This is a genomic window from Vibrio thalassae (genome assembly GCF_900089835.1).
In the GTDB taxonomy this organism is placed as follows: domain Bacteria; phylum Pseudomonadota; class Gammaproteobacteria; order Enterobacterales; family Vibrionaceae; genus Vibrio; species Vibrio thalassae.
Genome location: NZ_OANU01000004.1, coordinates 1 through 15,977, shown reverse-complemented (window position 1 = coordinate 15,977; position 15,977 = coordinate 1). Strand labels below are relative to the sequence as shown.

General features: G+C 45.4%; 11 protein-coding genes. 5 read left to right on the top strand and 6 right to left on the bottom strand.

The features are described from left to right. Window positions 1–162: 162 nt before the first annotated feature. From truA to fabB, 5 genes are all read right to left on the bottom strand, one after another. Entirely contained in the window at window positions 163–966 is an 804-nt protein-coding gene (gene truA, locus VTH8203_RS03075) for a tRNA pseudouridine(38-40) synthase TruA (protein ID WP_096992330.1), read from the bottom strand. A gap of 149 nt (window positions 967–1,115) precedes the next feature. Further along, window positions 1,116–5,114, bottom strand: coding sequence for a FimV/HubP family polar landmark protein (locus VTH8203_RS03070; protein WP_096992329.1), 3,999 nt, complete (start codon window positions 5,112–5,114; stop codon window positions 1,116–1,118). Between the two features lie 195 nt (window positions 5,115–5,309). Continuing rightward, entirely contained in the window at window positions 5,310–6,323 is a 1,014-nt protein-coding gene (locus VTH8203_RS03065) for an aspartate-semialdehyde dehydrogenase (protein ID WP_096992328.1), read from the bottom strand. Beyond that, the gene (locus VTH8203_RS03060) at window positions 6,307–7,452 is read right to left on the bottom strand and encodes a 4-phosphoerythronate dehydrogenase (protein WP_096992327.1); all 1,146 of its coding nucleotides are present in this window, start codon (window positions 7,450–7,452) and stop codon (window positions 6,307–6,309) included. Before VTH8203_RS03060 ends, VTH8203_RS03065 begins: the two co-directional genes overlap by 17 nt. 232 nt (window positions 7,453–7,684) lie before the next feature. After that, complete coding sequence (gene fabB / locus VTH8203_RS03055) at window positions 7,685–8,896, bottom strand: beta-ketoacyl-ACP synthase I (RefSeq protein ID WP_096992326.1); 1,212 nt, start codon at window positions 8,894–8,896, stop codon at window positions 7,685–7,687. 175 nt (window positions 8,897–9,071) lie between these two features. On the opposite strand from fabB, the gene mnmC reads away from it, so the two are divergent. The 5 genes from mnmC to VTH8203_RS03030 all read left to right on the top strand — a co-directional run bounded on the left by mnmC (window position 9,072) and on the right by VTH8203_RS03030 (window position 15,759). Then, window positions 9,072–11,081 carry a bifunctional tRNA (5-methylaminomethyl-2-thiouridine)(34)-methyltransferase MnmC2/FAD-dependent 5-carboxymethylaminomethyl-2-thiouridine(34) oxidoreductase MnmC1 gene (mnmC, locus tag VTH8203_RS03050; protein WP_096992325.1) on the top strand — a complete coding sequence of 670 codons (2,010 nt, stop codon included), beginning with the start codon at window positions 9,072–9,074 and terminating at the stop codon, window positions 11,079–11,081. Between the two features lie 177 nt (window positions 11,082–11,258). Continuing rightward, a complete protein-coding gene (locus VTH8203_RS03045) occupies window positions 11,259–12,275 on the top strand; it encodes an ABC transporter substrate-binding protein (protein ID WP_096992324.1) in 1,017 nt (338 codons plus the stop codon). Between the two features lie 79 nt (window positions 12,276–12,354). After that, window positions 12,355–14,181, top strand: coding sequence for a GGDEF domain-containing protein (locus VTH8203_RS03040; RefSeq protein WP_096992323.1), 1,827 nt, complete (start codon window positions 12,355–12,357; stop codon window positions 14,179–14,181). 122 nt (window positions 14,182–14,303) lie between these two features. Further along, complete coding sequence (locus tag VTH8203_RS03035; protein ID WP_096992464.1) at window positions 14,304–15,377, top strand: DUF4056 domain-containing protein; 1,074 nt, start codon at window positions 14,304–14,306, stop codon at window positions 15,375–15,377. A 4-nt stretch (window positions 15,378–15,381) separates the two neighbouring features. After that, window positions 15,382–15,759: a diacylglycerol kinase gene (locus tag VTH8203_RS03030; protein ID WP_096992322.1), complete on the top strand. Its 378-nt coding sequence runs from the start codon at window positions 15,382–15,384 to the stop codon at window positions 15,757–15,759. A gap of 26 nt (window positions 15,760–15,785) precedes the next feature. Here the strand turns inward: VTH8203_RS03030 and VTH8203_RS03025 are convergent. After that, the coding region (locus tag VTH8203_RS03025) for a transposase (protein ID WP_279627160.1) at window positions 15,786–15,977 on the bottom strand (192 nt) is incomplete at its 5' end.

Here is a 15,977-nt window from a genome sequence, read left to right as displayed (position 1 = left end):
TGTGACCCCCGCCTAATGGCGAGAGATTGAAATTCTAATTAATGCCGTTGGATTAAACCATATTACAGGCTCACTGTAGATAAAAAACTGGTTGTACCTATCCTTGTGACATTGCCATAACTATTTGTAACGCCGAAAGTCTCTACTGATTTTCGAGTACAATTACCAACCAGAGTTCAAATCATTTGGTAAAAATAACGGACCAATTGGCGCTTCTGGGAGCTGGTACTCATTTGGGTAATCCACATCCACCAAATAGAGGCCTTCTGCTTTTGCGGTAGCCCCAGCTAGCTTGCGATCCTTCTGGTGTAAAAGCCATTCAATCCACTCTGGTGGTTGCTCGCCTTTACCCACTGAGATTAAGCTACCAGTGATATTCCGCACCATGTGGTGGACAAACGCATTCGCTTTAATATCGATAACGACATAAGGACCATGACGAGACACGTTAAGATGCATGATATTGCGCCACGGACTACGAGATTGGCAATGTACTGCTCTGAATGAGGTAAAATCATTTTCACCTAACAGGTATTGTCCAGCTTGATGCATTTTTTCGGCATCGAGTTCACCATGATAATGACTAATACCTGAAGACAAAATACCTGGTCGCAATGCGTGATTAAAGATCACATAACGATAGCGTCTCGCTGTCGCAGAGAATCTAGCATGAAATTCTTCCGGTACTTCTTTTGCCCAACGGACAGCAATATCTTTAGGGAGATTGGCGTTAACCCCCATAGTCCACGCTGCTGGCTTACGGATAACAGAAGACTCGAAATGCACCACTTGTCCAGTGCCATGCACACCAGCATCTGTTCTACCAGCACACTGAACCTCTATCGGTTGATTTGCAACGATCGATAACGCTTTTTCCAACTCTTCTTGTACGCTGGATACGTCTCTTTGCCTTTGCCAACCATAGTAGTTTGCACCGTTATATTCGATACCTAATGCAACTTTCATCGTTATCTCTGTCTATCTGTCATTTTTCAAAGGGGGCAAAGTATATACCCAACGTCTACAGGTATAAACCCACTGACGATGAATCCTTTGTCATCAAAACGTAAAAGGCAAAAGCGGCGGTTCATTGACCGCCGCTTAATATCACTTATTTACTGGTATTCCGAAAGTTTTGAGAGCAAGGCTTTCGCTTCTGATTGGATAGTACCACTACCGTCCAATAGTGCTTTTTCAAGTAACTTCACTGCCCCTTCAAAGTCATTCATTTCAATGTATATCTTTGCAAGGTCTAGATTACCAGCCGCTTCCGAATCTGAATCAACGTCAACATCAGTAATCGAACCTATCACATCTGGGAACTCATCCAAGCCAACATCCAGTTTTAGTTCCTCTTCCTCATCCGATGCCGAACTCCCTTCAACCTGAGCCATCAATTCATCAATCGTCATAAATTTATCGCCACTGTCTTCAAAGTCAGCAACGGGATCTTGAGACGACCAATCCTCTTCATTTGCATCGGCCAGAGAGCCGACTTGACTGTGGTTCCAAATCTCCTGCTCATCGTCAGGAATCTGATGATCAATCGACGCTCGCTGTTCCTCTGTTAACGAGAAGCCATTCCAATCCTCACCACCATCTTGATTTGGTGAGTCTTGAAGCATCATGTCCAAATCCATACCTGCACTGTCAGCGGTGGTTTGATCAACCGGACTAATGTTAGAGAACGCCTGCTCACCTTCTTGAAGCAACTCACCGAGCTGCCCTTCTTGTTCAATCGCAGACATATCAACCATTGAAAACGCATTCGCTAACGCATCAATTTCAGAATGATCTAGTGTCTCTCCAACCATTTCTTTTTCAGTAGCAAAGCTTGGCTTTGTATCTGAGGTCGAGGCTTCCATATCTGCAGCCGCTTGCGACTCATCGTATTCCGGCAAGTCCTCTAATGAAATGGCCTCATCAAGTTCATCTTCAAATGAAGTATCTGAGACAGGCTCAAGCTCGCCTTGTTCGCTATCGGCAAGCGCGTCCTCTTCGGTGTAATCCGGAAATTCAAACTCTTCTATCGGCTCGCGTTCTGATTGCGTAACAGCACGGTCAGGTTGACGTTCAGCATCACTACTTTGAGCTTGAGGCGTCTGTTCAGTTGGCAGTTCAATATCATCGACTACAGCATCAATATCTTGTTTATCAGTATCGACAAACCTAGAATCCTGTGACTCTGGCAACTGACCACTTATTGCGTCTGCGAGGGCGTCTGCTTCACTGTATTCAGGCAGCTCGTCGTCGGTCATCGCATAATCGGCCGCTGACTCTGAATCAGCTGGAGGCAACATGTCCTCTGCGTCACCTTCCGCATCGGCGAATGCATTGTCTTCGTTGTATTCACTTTGCAGCGCATTGGCAACAAAGTCATCATCCGACTCTTCACTCTGAGATAGTTGGCTAGTCTCTGGCTTTGTTTGCGGCGAAGCGCTCTCGTCCTCACCCAGCCAATCGTCATCGTGAGGGGTACCAAACTCGTTTGCGACTAGAGCTGCGAGTTCTTTCTCTTCTTGAACATTATCCTTTGGCTCAAGCTCAGTCTCGGCTAGACCTTCTATTTCTGGCGAAAAGTCAAATTCATCAACATCGAATGTCGTGGTGTTCGCCACTGACGCCTTGAGCGATGCTTGATTGGTTGATTCAGCAGCCATTAGAGAGGCATCATCAAGACTCTCTGGTGTGGTTGACTCTTCTTTAGCTCCATGGAAGTCAGGTTCACCTGTAATAGAGGCGTTCGACGTTGGCTCTACCGATTCAATATCGTTGGCTGTCGCGGTTTCGGACTCTGGCTCCGATAGGTTCAACTCATCGTCTAAAACCGAATCGAGGTCGTGTTCTGACTCCTCTTGCATGCTCGATTTTTGGGGCGAATCCTGACTCTCTGCCCTATCGCCAGCCTGATCACTTTCCTCGTGTTGAAGCGTTGACTGCTGAGGCTCCGGAGAATGTAACGAGGCCGTTGCAGGTTCAGACGTTGCTACATCAGATTCTCCGTCTTTTAGCTCACTCTCTAAATCAATATCTGAGCCGATAAGCTCGTCAGAGCCAAACGGTTCGAGATCCACATTATGCTTACTTTCTGAGGTCGAATCGTCTAATGCGCTTTCAAACAGAAGTTCATCTAACAGGTCAGTATTATTTTCATCCAGAGTGACATCGTCATCGGCCAACAGAGCAACGTCATCCATGTCTAAATCACGTAGAGGCGTGAATTCATCACCCGTCGCCTCACTGTCATCGGCATCGACAATTTCATCAAGCATCAGATCTGAGTCATCTAATCCTGACAGTTCGAAGTCGTCATCCAACATCTCATCAAGAAGCGCCACTTCGTCATCTTGCGTCAGCTCCGGTACTGTATTCTGAGGTGCTACTGGGGATGTTTCTATTTGAGAGAACTGAGCAAAAAGGTCATCAATATCAGAATTATCAACCGTCTCGTTGGTTCGTTTTGAAGTCGATGTTGTCGTCTCGCCTTGGTCTGCTTCGATATCTAAATCATCGAGATTAAAATCATCATCACTTTCTAGGTCAAAGCTATCACCTGCCAGCAACTCGTCCATGTCCTCTTGATCAAGCGTGCTTTCAGACTCATCCCAATCAGAGTCATTTGTTTTTGTCGCAGACATCCCTTTGAATTCAGCAAATAAATCGTCTAACTCTTGCTGAGACACGTGTTCAGAATCGGTATCAGATAGATTCAGATCAAGATCATCATCGCTATCCGGAACAGCAACGTCGTTCAGCGCGCGCTCCATCTCTTCCAGACCTAATGCCTTTTCACCATCTTTAACACTAATACCATTATTGCTGGCATCGAGATCCACAAAACCTATATCTAGGTCACCGTCATCATCGATGCTGGCAAATGGATCATCATCGTCGTCTAAATTGAAATCTAGATCGCTTTCATCGAGGTCGGCAAAGATGTCATCTTCAAGTTGCTGGTCTTCCTCACGCTTGTCACTGTCTTCTTCGATACCTGCAAGAAGGTCATCTGAGAATGGATTATCATCCTCTAACACATCAGCCGCGACAGCCGCCGCTGCTCCGCTAGCGGTTGCTGCCGCAACATCCGTTACGGAATTGGTATTATTCGTTTCTTGAGCGTTGGCTAACTCTGCTTTTTGCTTACGAGATCGCAATACCATCATCGCAAGTAAACCGACAAACAAAGCTGGGACTACCGCAAGCAAAGCGACAAACCATGGCTTCGCTAACCAAGTATCGAGCTTGCTTGGCGCCAGTCTTGCCATCTCTGCCTGCTTGCGTTTCTCTTCGCTAAGTTGTCGTTCCACTTCAGTGCGGATGCGCTCTTCATTGCTCACTTCCGATTTAAGTACTTCCACTTCATTTTGAACCTCAGACAGCATCAATCTCAGTTGATGATTGCGCTCTTCTAATGACAGCAGTTCACTCTCAGAGCGAGTCAATTCTTGTTGAAGTTTTTGCGTCAAATCCTGTGTCGATGTTACCGAGGGTTCAGCGTCAATCGTCTTTGTATCCGCAGTATTAACTTGCTCTAAAGTCGGCTTAGTTTGAGCGGGTGATACTGGTTCACTCGTGGATTGTGACGCAGCGGGCGTCACCTTGGCCGCTTCATTCTCAACCGGTTTTATCGCTGTTGGTTGTGGAGAAACACTCTTTTTTGTTTGGTCGATCACAGGCGAGACTGGCGCATTCAGCTTGTTCTTATGCGCAGCAAGGACCGCTAAGGCTTCTTGTAAATCGACACGATTAATCTGCGTCCTCGATGGAATACGAAGCTCGCTGTTAGGCACTAACTTGTGAATATTATTTCGTTCAAATACCGCGGGGTTAAGTTGGTAGAACGCATAGATTGTCTGCTGAATCGTGGCGTCTACTGGTTTAAATCGACTCGCAATAGACCAGAGCGTTTCATTAACTTTAGTTGGGCCGTAATAACGCGCAGGTGCGTCCGAATCGGCAATGGCTTGATTGCGAATGGGCTGTGAAAACTGTGGTGCAGCCAATGCCTCACCATTAGGACCAGTTAATCGAATAGTATCAGCGCTGATAGAGAAAGAAGTCGTCGCTCCTGCTAGTGCAAGTGTCACCAGCAAAGGCTTTAAAAAATGATGCATGGAAGGCTCAGCTGTCTGCGTAAAAAATACAAATCTAATCTTGGTACTATATCGGATAATCACCGCAAAACTATAGCTCAGCCTTGAAAAAACATGATTCAAGCATGATATTCGTACCAATTTTGTCACACTATACAGAACAAAGGCCTCTAACAAGAGGCCTTTGATTATCAGATTAAAACACACATTAAGTGGTTAGAAGTAGTCACGAACTAACACTTCTGCAATTTGTACTGCGTTGGTCGCTGCACCTTTGCGTACGTTGTCGGCAACCACCCAAAGGTTGACACCACTGTGGTGACTAATGTCGTTACGAATACGACCCACCATAACGTGATCTTTACCGCCGGCATCACGAACTTGAGTTGGCATATCTTCGCCATGGAATACCTCAATACCGTCCGTTTGCTCTAACAGTTGCGTCACTTCTTCCGCAGAGATTGGGGCACGTGTTTCAAGGTGTACCGCTTCTGCATGACCGTAGAATACTGGCACACGAACACACGTTGGGTTAACCATAATGCTCGAATCATTGAAGATTTTTTGGGTTTCCCACACCATCTTCATTTCTTCTTTGGTGTAACCATTGTCCATAAACTGGTCAATTTGTGGAATACAGTTAAAGGCAATTTGCTGACTAAATGCTTTGTTTTCAGCAGGTCTACCGTTAAGTAGCATCGCGGTCTGGCCCGCAAGTTCATCAATACCCGCTTTACCTGCACCAGATACCGATTGATACGTCGTGACATTAATGCGATCAATACCAACAGCGTCGTGAATAGGCTTCAACGCCACCAACATTTGAATGGTTGAACAGTTTGGGTTAGCAATAATGTTACGATTACGAAACTCTGCAATCGCTTCTGGGTTCACTTCAGGCACAACCAAGGGTACATCATAGTCGTAACGGAAATGTGAAGAGTTATCGATAACCACGACACCTTCATCTGCCGCGATCGGTGCCCATTTTGCGGATTGCTCACCACCAGCAGAAAACAGAGCGATGTGAACCTGAGACCAATCAAACTCTTCAACATTTTCTACGCGTACGGTTTTACCATTGATGCGATAGGTTTTACCTTCGCTACGCTCACTGGCCAGCAAGTAAATGTTACCCATTGGAAATTCACGTTCTTGAAGCACTTCCACCATAGTTTCACCTACAGCACCGGTCGCTCCAAATACAGCGATATTAAATTGTTGGCTCATTGGTTACCTCGATTTGAAATCCTAGTTCTGCTAAAGGCGCTAAGTTACATGCGTCGCTACCCTTAACAAGGATGGCGCCATATTCACGCCTATCCCAATAATTTTTGCGCATTTTATCAAAGCCATTTTCGTTGTGAATTTCACGGCGGAAAATCGCGTCATCTTTGCGTACATCATAGATGATCTGAGTCATACTATGCAGCGTCGCCTCGTCCCACTCTCTATCTAATGTAATTTGTGGAATAGGGGCAATAGGCAATGAAGCATCTGGATTCGCGCGTTCAGATAGCTGCAAAAACTCGCAATAGCTATTGAAGATCATCGTAGTCCCACGAGCTTTACCCTCTAAACCATAGCCTGCGATATGAGGGGTCGCGAACGTTAACAGAGGAAGCAGGTCGAAATCAACTACTGGTTCAAACTCAAACACGTCAAGAACGGCAGTAAAGCCATCTTTCTTCAGCAATCGTTGCTTTAGAGCAGCATTATCCACCACAGGGCCTCGTGCTGCATTTATTAAGATTTGGTCAGATCTAAAATTGTTTAAACGCGCTTCATCGATTAAGTGATGAGTCGGAAATTCACCATCTCGTGTGATTGGCGTGTGCATCGTTACGACATCAGATTGCTCCAAAAGTACATCTAGATCGGTAAATTCACGGCTATCGCCTTGTTGCTGCTTAAGAGGGTCGTTAAGCAGAACCTTAATACCAATGCCTTGTAAACATTTTTGAAGGTAGCTTCCTACTTGACCACAGCCAACGATACCAACGGTTTTATCAAAAACAGAAAAGCCTTGTTGCTGAGCAATTACCATCAAACTACTGATCACGTATTCCGCAACACCAACCTTATTACAACCTGGTGCTGCAGTGAAAAAGATACCACGCTGTTGCAACAATGCTTGATCAACATGATCCATGCCTGCTGTCGCTGTACCGACAAATTTCAATTTGCTCGCTTTTTCTAACAATGATTCATTTACTTTTGTAATCGAACGAATCATCAACGCATCAACGTCAATCAGGTCGTCAGCCGTGAGCTCACGTCCTGGTTTTGCTATCACTTCACCTAGCTGCTCGAACAGTTCGACAGCATAAGGCATTGCTTCATCAACAATAATCTTCATTGTTTTGTCCAAAGGGTGTTGTCCTTACCTAGCGGTGAATTGTGCAAGATCTTCACTACAGTGTCGAGTGAACTCTTTTCAAATCCCGTAGATAGAAAAATGCCCAGCCAATAGTGGCTGGGCAATATCCAGAACAAAAGGATTCTAGCCCGCTCTCCAGGGGCTAAAAATTGCGTCTGCGATCAGTATTCACTGATCAGCTCTGGAAATCAAAATAACGAATTATCTAGTCTTAGCCTTGGTACTTTTTTAAGACCAACGTTGCGTTCGTACCACCAAAACCAAAGCTGTTTGACATTACGGTGTTCAGTTCTTGTTCGCGAGTTTCCGTTACAATGTCTAGACCGTGAGCCGCTTCGTCCAGTTCTTCAACGTTAATGCTTGGTGCAATAAAGCCGTGGTGTAGCATTAGCGCTGAGTAGATTGCTTCATGAACACCCGCCGCGCCCAGTGCATGACCTGTCATCGCTTTGGTCGCAGAAATGGCTGGGCTATTGCCACCGAACACTTCTTGAATTGCGCCAAGCTCTTTAACATCACCCACTGGTGTCGATGTACCGTGAGTGTTGACATAATCAATCACGTCCACATCTTGCATTGCCATCTTCATACAACGTACTGCACCTTCGCCAGATGGCGCCACCATGTCGTAGCCATCAGACGTTGCACCGTAACCTACAATCTCACCGTAGATCTTCGCGCCACGAGCTAGAGCGTGCTCAAGTTCCTCGACAACTACCATGCCGCCGCCACCAGAGATAACAAAACCGTCACGGTTTGCATCGTAAGTACGTGAAGCTTTTTCTGGCGTGTCATTGTATTTCGTTGATAGTGCGCCCATTGCGTCAAACATCATCGTTTGCGTCCAATCAAGCTCTTCACCACCACCAGCAAATACGATGTCTTGTTTGCCAAGTTGAATCAGTTCCATCGCGTGGCCAATACAGTGCGCTGACGTTGCGCATGCAGAGCTCATCGTGTAGTTCACACCACGGATTTTAAATGGAGTCGCCAAACATGCAGAAACAGTCGAAGACATGGTACGAGGTACCATGTAAGGACCTACACGCTTCACACCTTTCTCGCGAATAGTGTCTACCGCGAGTGTTTGGTTTAGTGCTGAAGCACCACCAGAACCAGCAACAATACCGGTACGGTCATTTGATACTTGATCTTCTGTTAAGCCAGAATCAGCAATTGCCTGTTCCATAGACAGATAAGCGTACGCCGCAGCATCACCCATAAAGCGCATTTTCTTACGGTCGATGTGCTCAGCTGGGTTGATTTTCAGGTCACCCCACACTTGAGAACGAAGGCCCATCTCTTTGAACTGCTCAGAGGCGTTAATACCAGAACGGCCTGCTTTTAGAGACGCTAAAACTTCTTCTACGTTGTTACCGATGCTCGAAACAATACCCATACCGGTAATTACGACTCGTTTCATGTGACTTTCCTATAAATTCAAATACTGCCAAATGATAACGAAGATACAGGATATAAGTGGTCAGCTTTCCTATAAATTCGTACAATCCGCATCAATAAATGTTACTGATGCCCTAATAACTGTAGTTGTGATAACTTTCTAGTAACGGGTATAACACAAGTTAAGTGTCAATATTATGACTTCCATCACTCACGCTCAACTCGACTGGAATGAGTCGGGAACCCCAGTTTCGGACCAATTTGACGACGTTTACTTCTCTAATGTCAATGGGTTAGAAGAAACACGTTATGTTTTTTTGAAACAAAATCGCCTTCCAGAGCGTTGGCAGGATTTCGACCAGCGACGTTTTGTCATTGCGGAAACCGGGTTTGGAACCGGCCTCAACTTCCTGGCCGTGTGGCAATGGTTTGAACAATTCCGAATGAGTCATCCAGAGGCGACACTTCAAGAACTGCATTTTATTAGCTTTGAGAAATACCCTCTATCGAAAACCGACCTCGAAAAAGCCCATAAAGCTTGGCCAGAGCTCGCACCGTATGCCGAGCAGTTGCAAGCACATTACCCTATGGCGGTCCCTGAGTGTCATCGTATTGTCCTAGCGGATGGCGCGATCACGCTGGATCTTTGGTTTGGCGATATCAAAGACTGCATGCCACTGGTGCCAACGCCTAAAGAAGGTGTCGTGGATTGTTGGTTCTTAGATGGCTTTGCGCCAAGTAAGAATCCAGAGATGTGGAATCAAGAGTTGTTCAACGGCATGGTTAAGCTTGGTAAACAAGAGTGCACTTGTGCGACGTTCACGGCTGCTGGATTTGTCCGCCGAGGTCTAATCGAAGCCGGTTTTGATATGCGAAAAGCCAAAGGTTTTGGTACTAAACGTGACATGATTGTCGGCCAAATCGCACAAAAAGCACCATTCACCAACTATCATTCTCTCTACTATCGCTCGAATAAAAATGTGCCTAAGCACGTTGCGATTATTGGAGGCGGTATTGCCAGTGCTTGCCTAACAAAAGCATTAGCAAACCGAGGCATTGACAGCCAACTGTTTTGTAAAGACAGCGAACCCGCTCAAGGGGCGTCTGGAAACAAGCAAGGCGCAGTCTATCCACTGCTTAATGGTGAACACAAAGGGGTATCGAGAGTGTTTGCCCCAGCGTTCATATATGCTCGCCAGTTTGCACAGCAAGCCGCTGACACCATCCCTTATGATCACGACTGGTGTGGTGTGACACAACTGATGTGGGACGAGAAATCCACGGCTAAACTTGAACGTATGCTGTCAGGAGGCTTTCCGGCATCACTTATCCATAAGTTGGATCAGGAGCAAACCTCAGAGACCATAGGTTTACCTTCACCTCATGCGAGTATTCACTACCCTCTTGGTGGTTGGCTATCCCCAGCGGAGCTTACTCAAGGCCTTATCCAAAGTGCTGTGAATAATGGACAAAGTCGCGTTCACTTTAATTCGCAAGTGGCTGAGCTAAAACAAACTCAAGACGACAAATGGCAGGTCATCTTGGTAGACGGAAGCGTGCATCAGTCTCTATTTGACACCGTTATCATCGCTAACGGCCATAAATTTAACACTATCAAACAAACAGAGAAGCTTCATCTTACAGCAGTAAAAGGGCAAGTTAGTCATATTCAGACAACAGAAAAGCTTAAGTCGCTAAAGTCCGTCTTGTGCTATGACGGCTATATGACACCTCATAACCCAAAGACCCACTCACACTGCATCGGCGCGAGCTATGATAGGCAACATATCGACTGCGAGTTTGACCCACAAGCACAAATGGAAAACGCAGAGAAACTGTATCACTGTGTCCAAAATGTTGGATGGGTTAATGATGTCGATACTTCTGATAATCAGTCGAGACAAGGCATTCGCACAGTGAGTCGTGACCATTTACCTTTTGTGGGTCAATTGTGTGATTTTGACGCATTGAATGCCAGCTACTGTGAGGAAGAGAAAGCGTTAAATCAGCTTCCCAATTATAGCGGCCTCTATTGCATGCTGGGTTTAGGATCTCGAGGGCTCAGTTCTGCGCCACTTCTCGCCGAGCTTTTGATCTCTGAAATTTGCGGAGACCCTCTCCCCCTACCTGTTGATGTATTATCCGATTTGCATCCCGCAAGGACATGGGCAAAACGAATTTTAAAAGCCAAATCTCTCAGCCTTTAAGTACACCAGCATCAGTCGCGCTGCCTAGCGGCTGATGCGTTTTCTTCCCTCATTTTCAAAACTACAAAAACGTTTAAGAAATAAAAAAACGCGATCAATCCTGAATAAATTTGCGCTAAGTAATTCGACTTAACGTGATCTAACTCCCATAATTTCTCTAACACAGGGAGTGTTATTATGGTTTGGATACCCATTCGGTCGTTATTAAGCTTATTGATCGCTTTCAGCCCCATTCTGGCGAATGCGAACCAAAGCCCAACAAACGAAAGCACCACAGCTCGGGTTCTGTTCGTCAACCCCGGCTTTGCGGATGAAAGTTTTTGGGGGGATGTTGATGGGGATGTTGATGGGTATGCAGTGGCCGCAGCACAATCGCTCGAAATTACGTTAGAAATCATTCACGGCAATCGTGACCCTATTTTGACTCAGCAACTGCTTGCCGCGCGAGTGCAAACCTCGCCTAAGCCAGATTACGTCATTTTAGTGAATCAAAAATACCGTGGACTCGCGCTACTTGATAGCTTGTCGGAGTCTGATTGCTTCGTCACCTTCGTGCTCAACGACCTTGAATCATCACAAAAGCAAAGACTGCGAACAGACCCTATTTGGAGCTCACGGCTGCTACCTGGGCTGATCCCCAATAACTTTAATATTGGTTACCTCACCGCAAAAGATTTATATCAGAAAGGACAAGACCAACAAGGTGCCTTTGTTATTATTTCTGGTGACAAAAACACCCCGGCCTCTCACCATCGTGAAGCTGGAGCGATGGCGTTTGTAATACAACATGAAGATACGATGGTAGCCCAACGAGTATACGGCGATTGGAGAGAAGACCTCGCTTATGATCAAACCAAGATACTCCTCAAACGCCACCCTCAGGCTCACTATATTTGGACAGCCAATGATCATATGGCTTTTGGCGCACAAAGAGCGGTTAAAGAAGCAGGGCTGACTGTAGGAAAGGATGTCTTTATTAGCACCATCAACACTTCACCGCGAGTGTTGTCGGAACTGAAATCGGGACAAATAACCTCATTGGGAGGGGGACACTTTACTGCCGTCGGTCTACAACTGGTAAAAATATACCATCACAAACAGGAACATCGCTGGCCGCAACGGACAAAATTCAATTTATTTCAAGTTATTGGCTACCCATCAGCGCTTTTCACCATACTCGAAGAACGTGCCTGAAGCAGCATAGATTTCAAAAATATCGATATTTTTGCTAATCCGATTAACCCCTTTGTTGTTAAGCGCGAGTAAATTGCTCATGCAGCACTTTAATGCGATGTCCATCCGAAAAAAAGTCACTACTATTTTGATCATCGTCACGGGAGCGTTAACCATTCTCAATGTTGGTGTACAAGCCTTCGTCGACTATCAACAAGAGATGCAAGACATCAACAAACGTGCACGTGTTCATGTGCACTCTCTCACCCATCCTATCGCCGAGTCGTTATGGGACCTTGACCTCTCTCAACTGAATCAACTCATGTTAAGTCTTGGTGAGGATGATTATATTCGTAACATTCGTCTTACTGGCGTCAACGGTACCTATTTAGACGCCAACCTGTCCCCCAAACTCAACTCACCTCCCTACATATTAGATATAAAGTACAACGGTCGTTACCTTGGAAATATCTCATATATGGTGGACGAGCAAATCATTCAACAAGAGGTGCTCTCTAAACTCGCTTTGGGGTTGTTCGTCAACGTGATTGAAGCGGGCATCATCTTAATTGTGGTCGTGGTTGTTATTGGCAAGCTTATTACGACTCCGCTATTAGACCTGTGTAATGTGTCTAAAAGTATCAACCCGAGAACGTCACGGAAAATCACGTTACCACAAGGCTTTACCGACCGTAACGATGAACTGGCTTTTGTCGCTCAAGCACTGCAAAATCTGAACAACTCATCTCGAAATGCTATCGCAGCGCAGAAAAGGACCGAACGTCAACTACTACAGCATCAAAATCAACTTAGGCATTGTGTAGAAAAGCAAACCCAGGCGTACAAAATACAGAGTAAACTGCACCGTATTTTGGCAGATATGTCCCTGAACATTCTAACCTGTAATGAAGAGAATGTGACCGATGTGATGTACGGTGCGTTTGAGCCAATTGGTCGAGTGCTGGAAATCGACCGTATCAGCATCGTCTCGATACAAAACAACTCAACATTAGTTCGTTATTCGTGGCGTGCCGACGGCTCCAAAAGCTCGTTAGAGGACAAATTTAACATTGATGCGATGACCTTATTGCAACGACGACTATGGTCGCTAGAACCGATCATCTTCGACGATATTGAGTCGGTAAGAGAAAGCGCTACCGCCGAATATGCGTTACTCAAAACTCATCACGTCGCTTCTATTGTTCTGTTTCCTCTGATTGATGGCCAATCGGTGTTTGGTATTCTCACGGCTTCGATTCTGCATCACCCAAAGCCGTGGAGCCAAACTCAAACCACCATCTTGAGTCGGTTATCCACCACCGTAAGCGAGCCCCATATCCGTTTGAAAAACCAAAACGAAATGACAGCCTTACAAGCTGAGCTGATAGAAACTAATCGCAGATTGCATATTGCGGCAGAGACCGATGAGCTGACGGGATTTCCTAACCGTCGCCCGTTTATGTCCGAACTTGCACACAGTACAGAACGTCTTTTTGTTACTAGCATTACCATTATGATGATAGACGTCGACCATTTTAAACAATACAACGATACCTATGAACATGTTCAGGGTGACTTTGCGCTGCGTTACGTGGCACAAGCATTGAAACAAGTGCTGTCTCCTTGTGGGCACTTGGTAGCAAGAATAGGCGGCGAAGAATTTTGTGCGCTTCTCCTCAACACATCACCACAAGAAAGTATGGTTTTGGCGCAAAAAATGCGACAAGAAGTCGAAAAACTCAATATTACTCATTCAGGCAACGACCCTTATCGCATTTTAACCGTTTCAATAGGCGTCGCGTTTCAGCGTCTCGATGAGCAGCCAAACGCTCCACAACATCTACTCGAACAGACTGACGAAGCACTTTATGCGGCGAAAAAACGAGGACGAAACCACGTTGAAATGGCGAATGGCACAAAATGGTAATTTTTTTAAGTTATTGATTTATTATCGTCACCATAAATTCTTGCATTTTTTTGACAACGCAAGGCTGTGTAAACTGCACACTTTGCCGTTTTTTCGTTCCACATACTGATTTCTGGATGATTATGAAAAGAATATTATTACTACTTAGTCTGGCTTTTGCGTCCATTCAGCCCAGCGTTGCCGACGTAAATACGGTACCAGTAGGGATAAGACCATGTTGCGCCTTCGGAACAGGCTTGAAAGCTGAGCTAGGAAGTGTTCCTGTTCCTTTCTACTCCATTAAGAACGTTCTGAATACCGAAGACGTTGATGCGCATGTATTTAATGATGGGTCTTCCAGTGTGATAGGCAGTCTTATTGGCACATCTGACGAAGTAAACGGGTTAATATTCACTAATAAGGGTGGCTTTATCGATACCGCTCACGTGAGAGACACCGCAGATTTCACTCTCTATCTTTACCATAGCATCAAAAATCGTGACAGCGACGCATTGGAATTGGCGCTGACGCCTGAACTTCGCACGCGCCGAATTGTATTCAATAACTTAGACAAGCTTGACTCAGCCAATAACGAAGAAGCCAAACTCGCAGGACTGCTTGCCTTCCGCCTTGCCCAATGGCATGAAATTGGCCAATGGTACGGATTAGTGTCAGTCGGTGGGTTTAAAGAATACCCATCCGCATTCTCACCTGAAGACCTGTATTCAAACATGCTTGGTGCATTAATTGCGATGGAAATAATCAAGATCAATCCTGATATTAGTCAAGATGCCTTTGTTGTACTGTTTCCGCAGTACTTTAGGAAGTACCTAAAGATGTTGGATGCACAAGATGAAGACACCACAATAGAACAGCTTAAGAAACTCGATGGCATTTGGTGGGATAGCAACAAGCGTTTACCGGAAAAATGGGTGGTTAAAACTCGTGATTACCATTACAGCTTAGATTTAATCCCAAATGGTGTCACAAAAGGTACCCCTCTTTCACTGCAAGCCTTGAGCGACCTCGAACAGTACGGCCAATTGCAGCTTGTTGCTGCTGACAAGATCGATTCGTTTGATATACTGCCCGCCGCACTGAAAGAGAAAGAGATTTGGACTCACCAAGATTTTCAAATGATCGCTAATATTTCAAAATCAGTAGACGACAAAAATGCGAATAACCGCAACGATGCCTTAACTATGAAGCTGAACTAACACTATGAGTGAAATACAAAAAAACACCGGTATAAAACGAATCATCCTTGCTACACGATATTCTTGGCTCGGATTAATAGCCGCGTGGAAAAACGAAGCTGCATTTCGCCAAGAACTGGTTGCGCTTATTGCATCTATTATCATCGCTATCGCTGTCGATGTAACGCTGTTCCAAAAAGTGGCCTTAGTCGGCAGTGTGCTGTTTGTAATGATTGTCGAACTGATGAACTCTGCTGTCGAGGCGGTTGTTGATCGCATCGGGTTAGAGCGCCATGAACTGTCAGGTCGTGCAAAAGATTTAGGCTCTGCTGCAGTACTGCTGGCGATTGGCCTAGCCTCAATGATCTGGGCAGCAATTTTCTGGTCACATTTCATAGGTTAATCCACTTTAAATAACCTGAGATCGGTTTAAGCCATCGCCATCAATCCTGTCTTTTCAGTGTTTGTGATGTTGAGTGATGGCTTTTCTGGTTTCAGACAGTAAGCGATTAGTCCGCCAAGTAAATTCAACATAAAACCATGTAAGCTGCGATGCCTTGAGTGCTCTATTTGAGATATATTCTTTAATTGGTCATTAATCGTTTCAATAATGAACCTTTT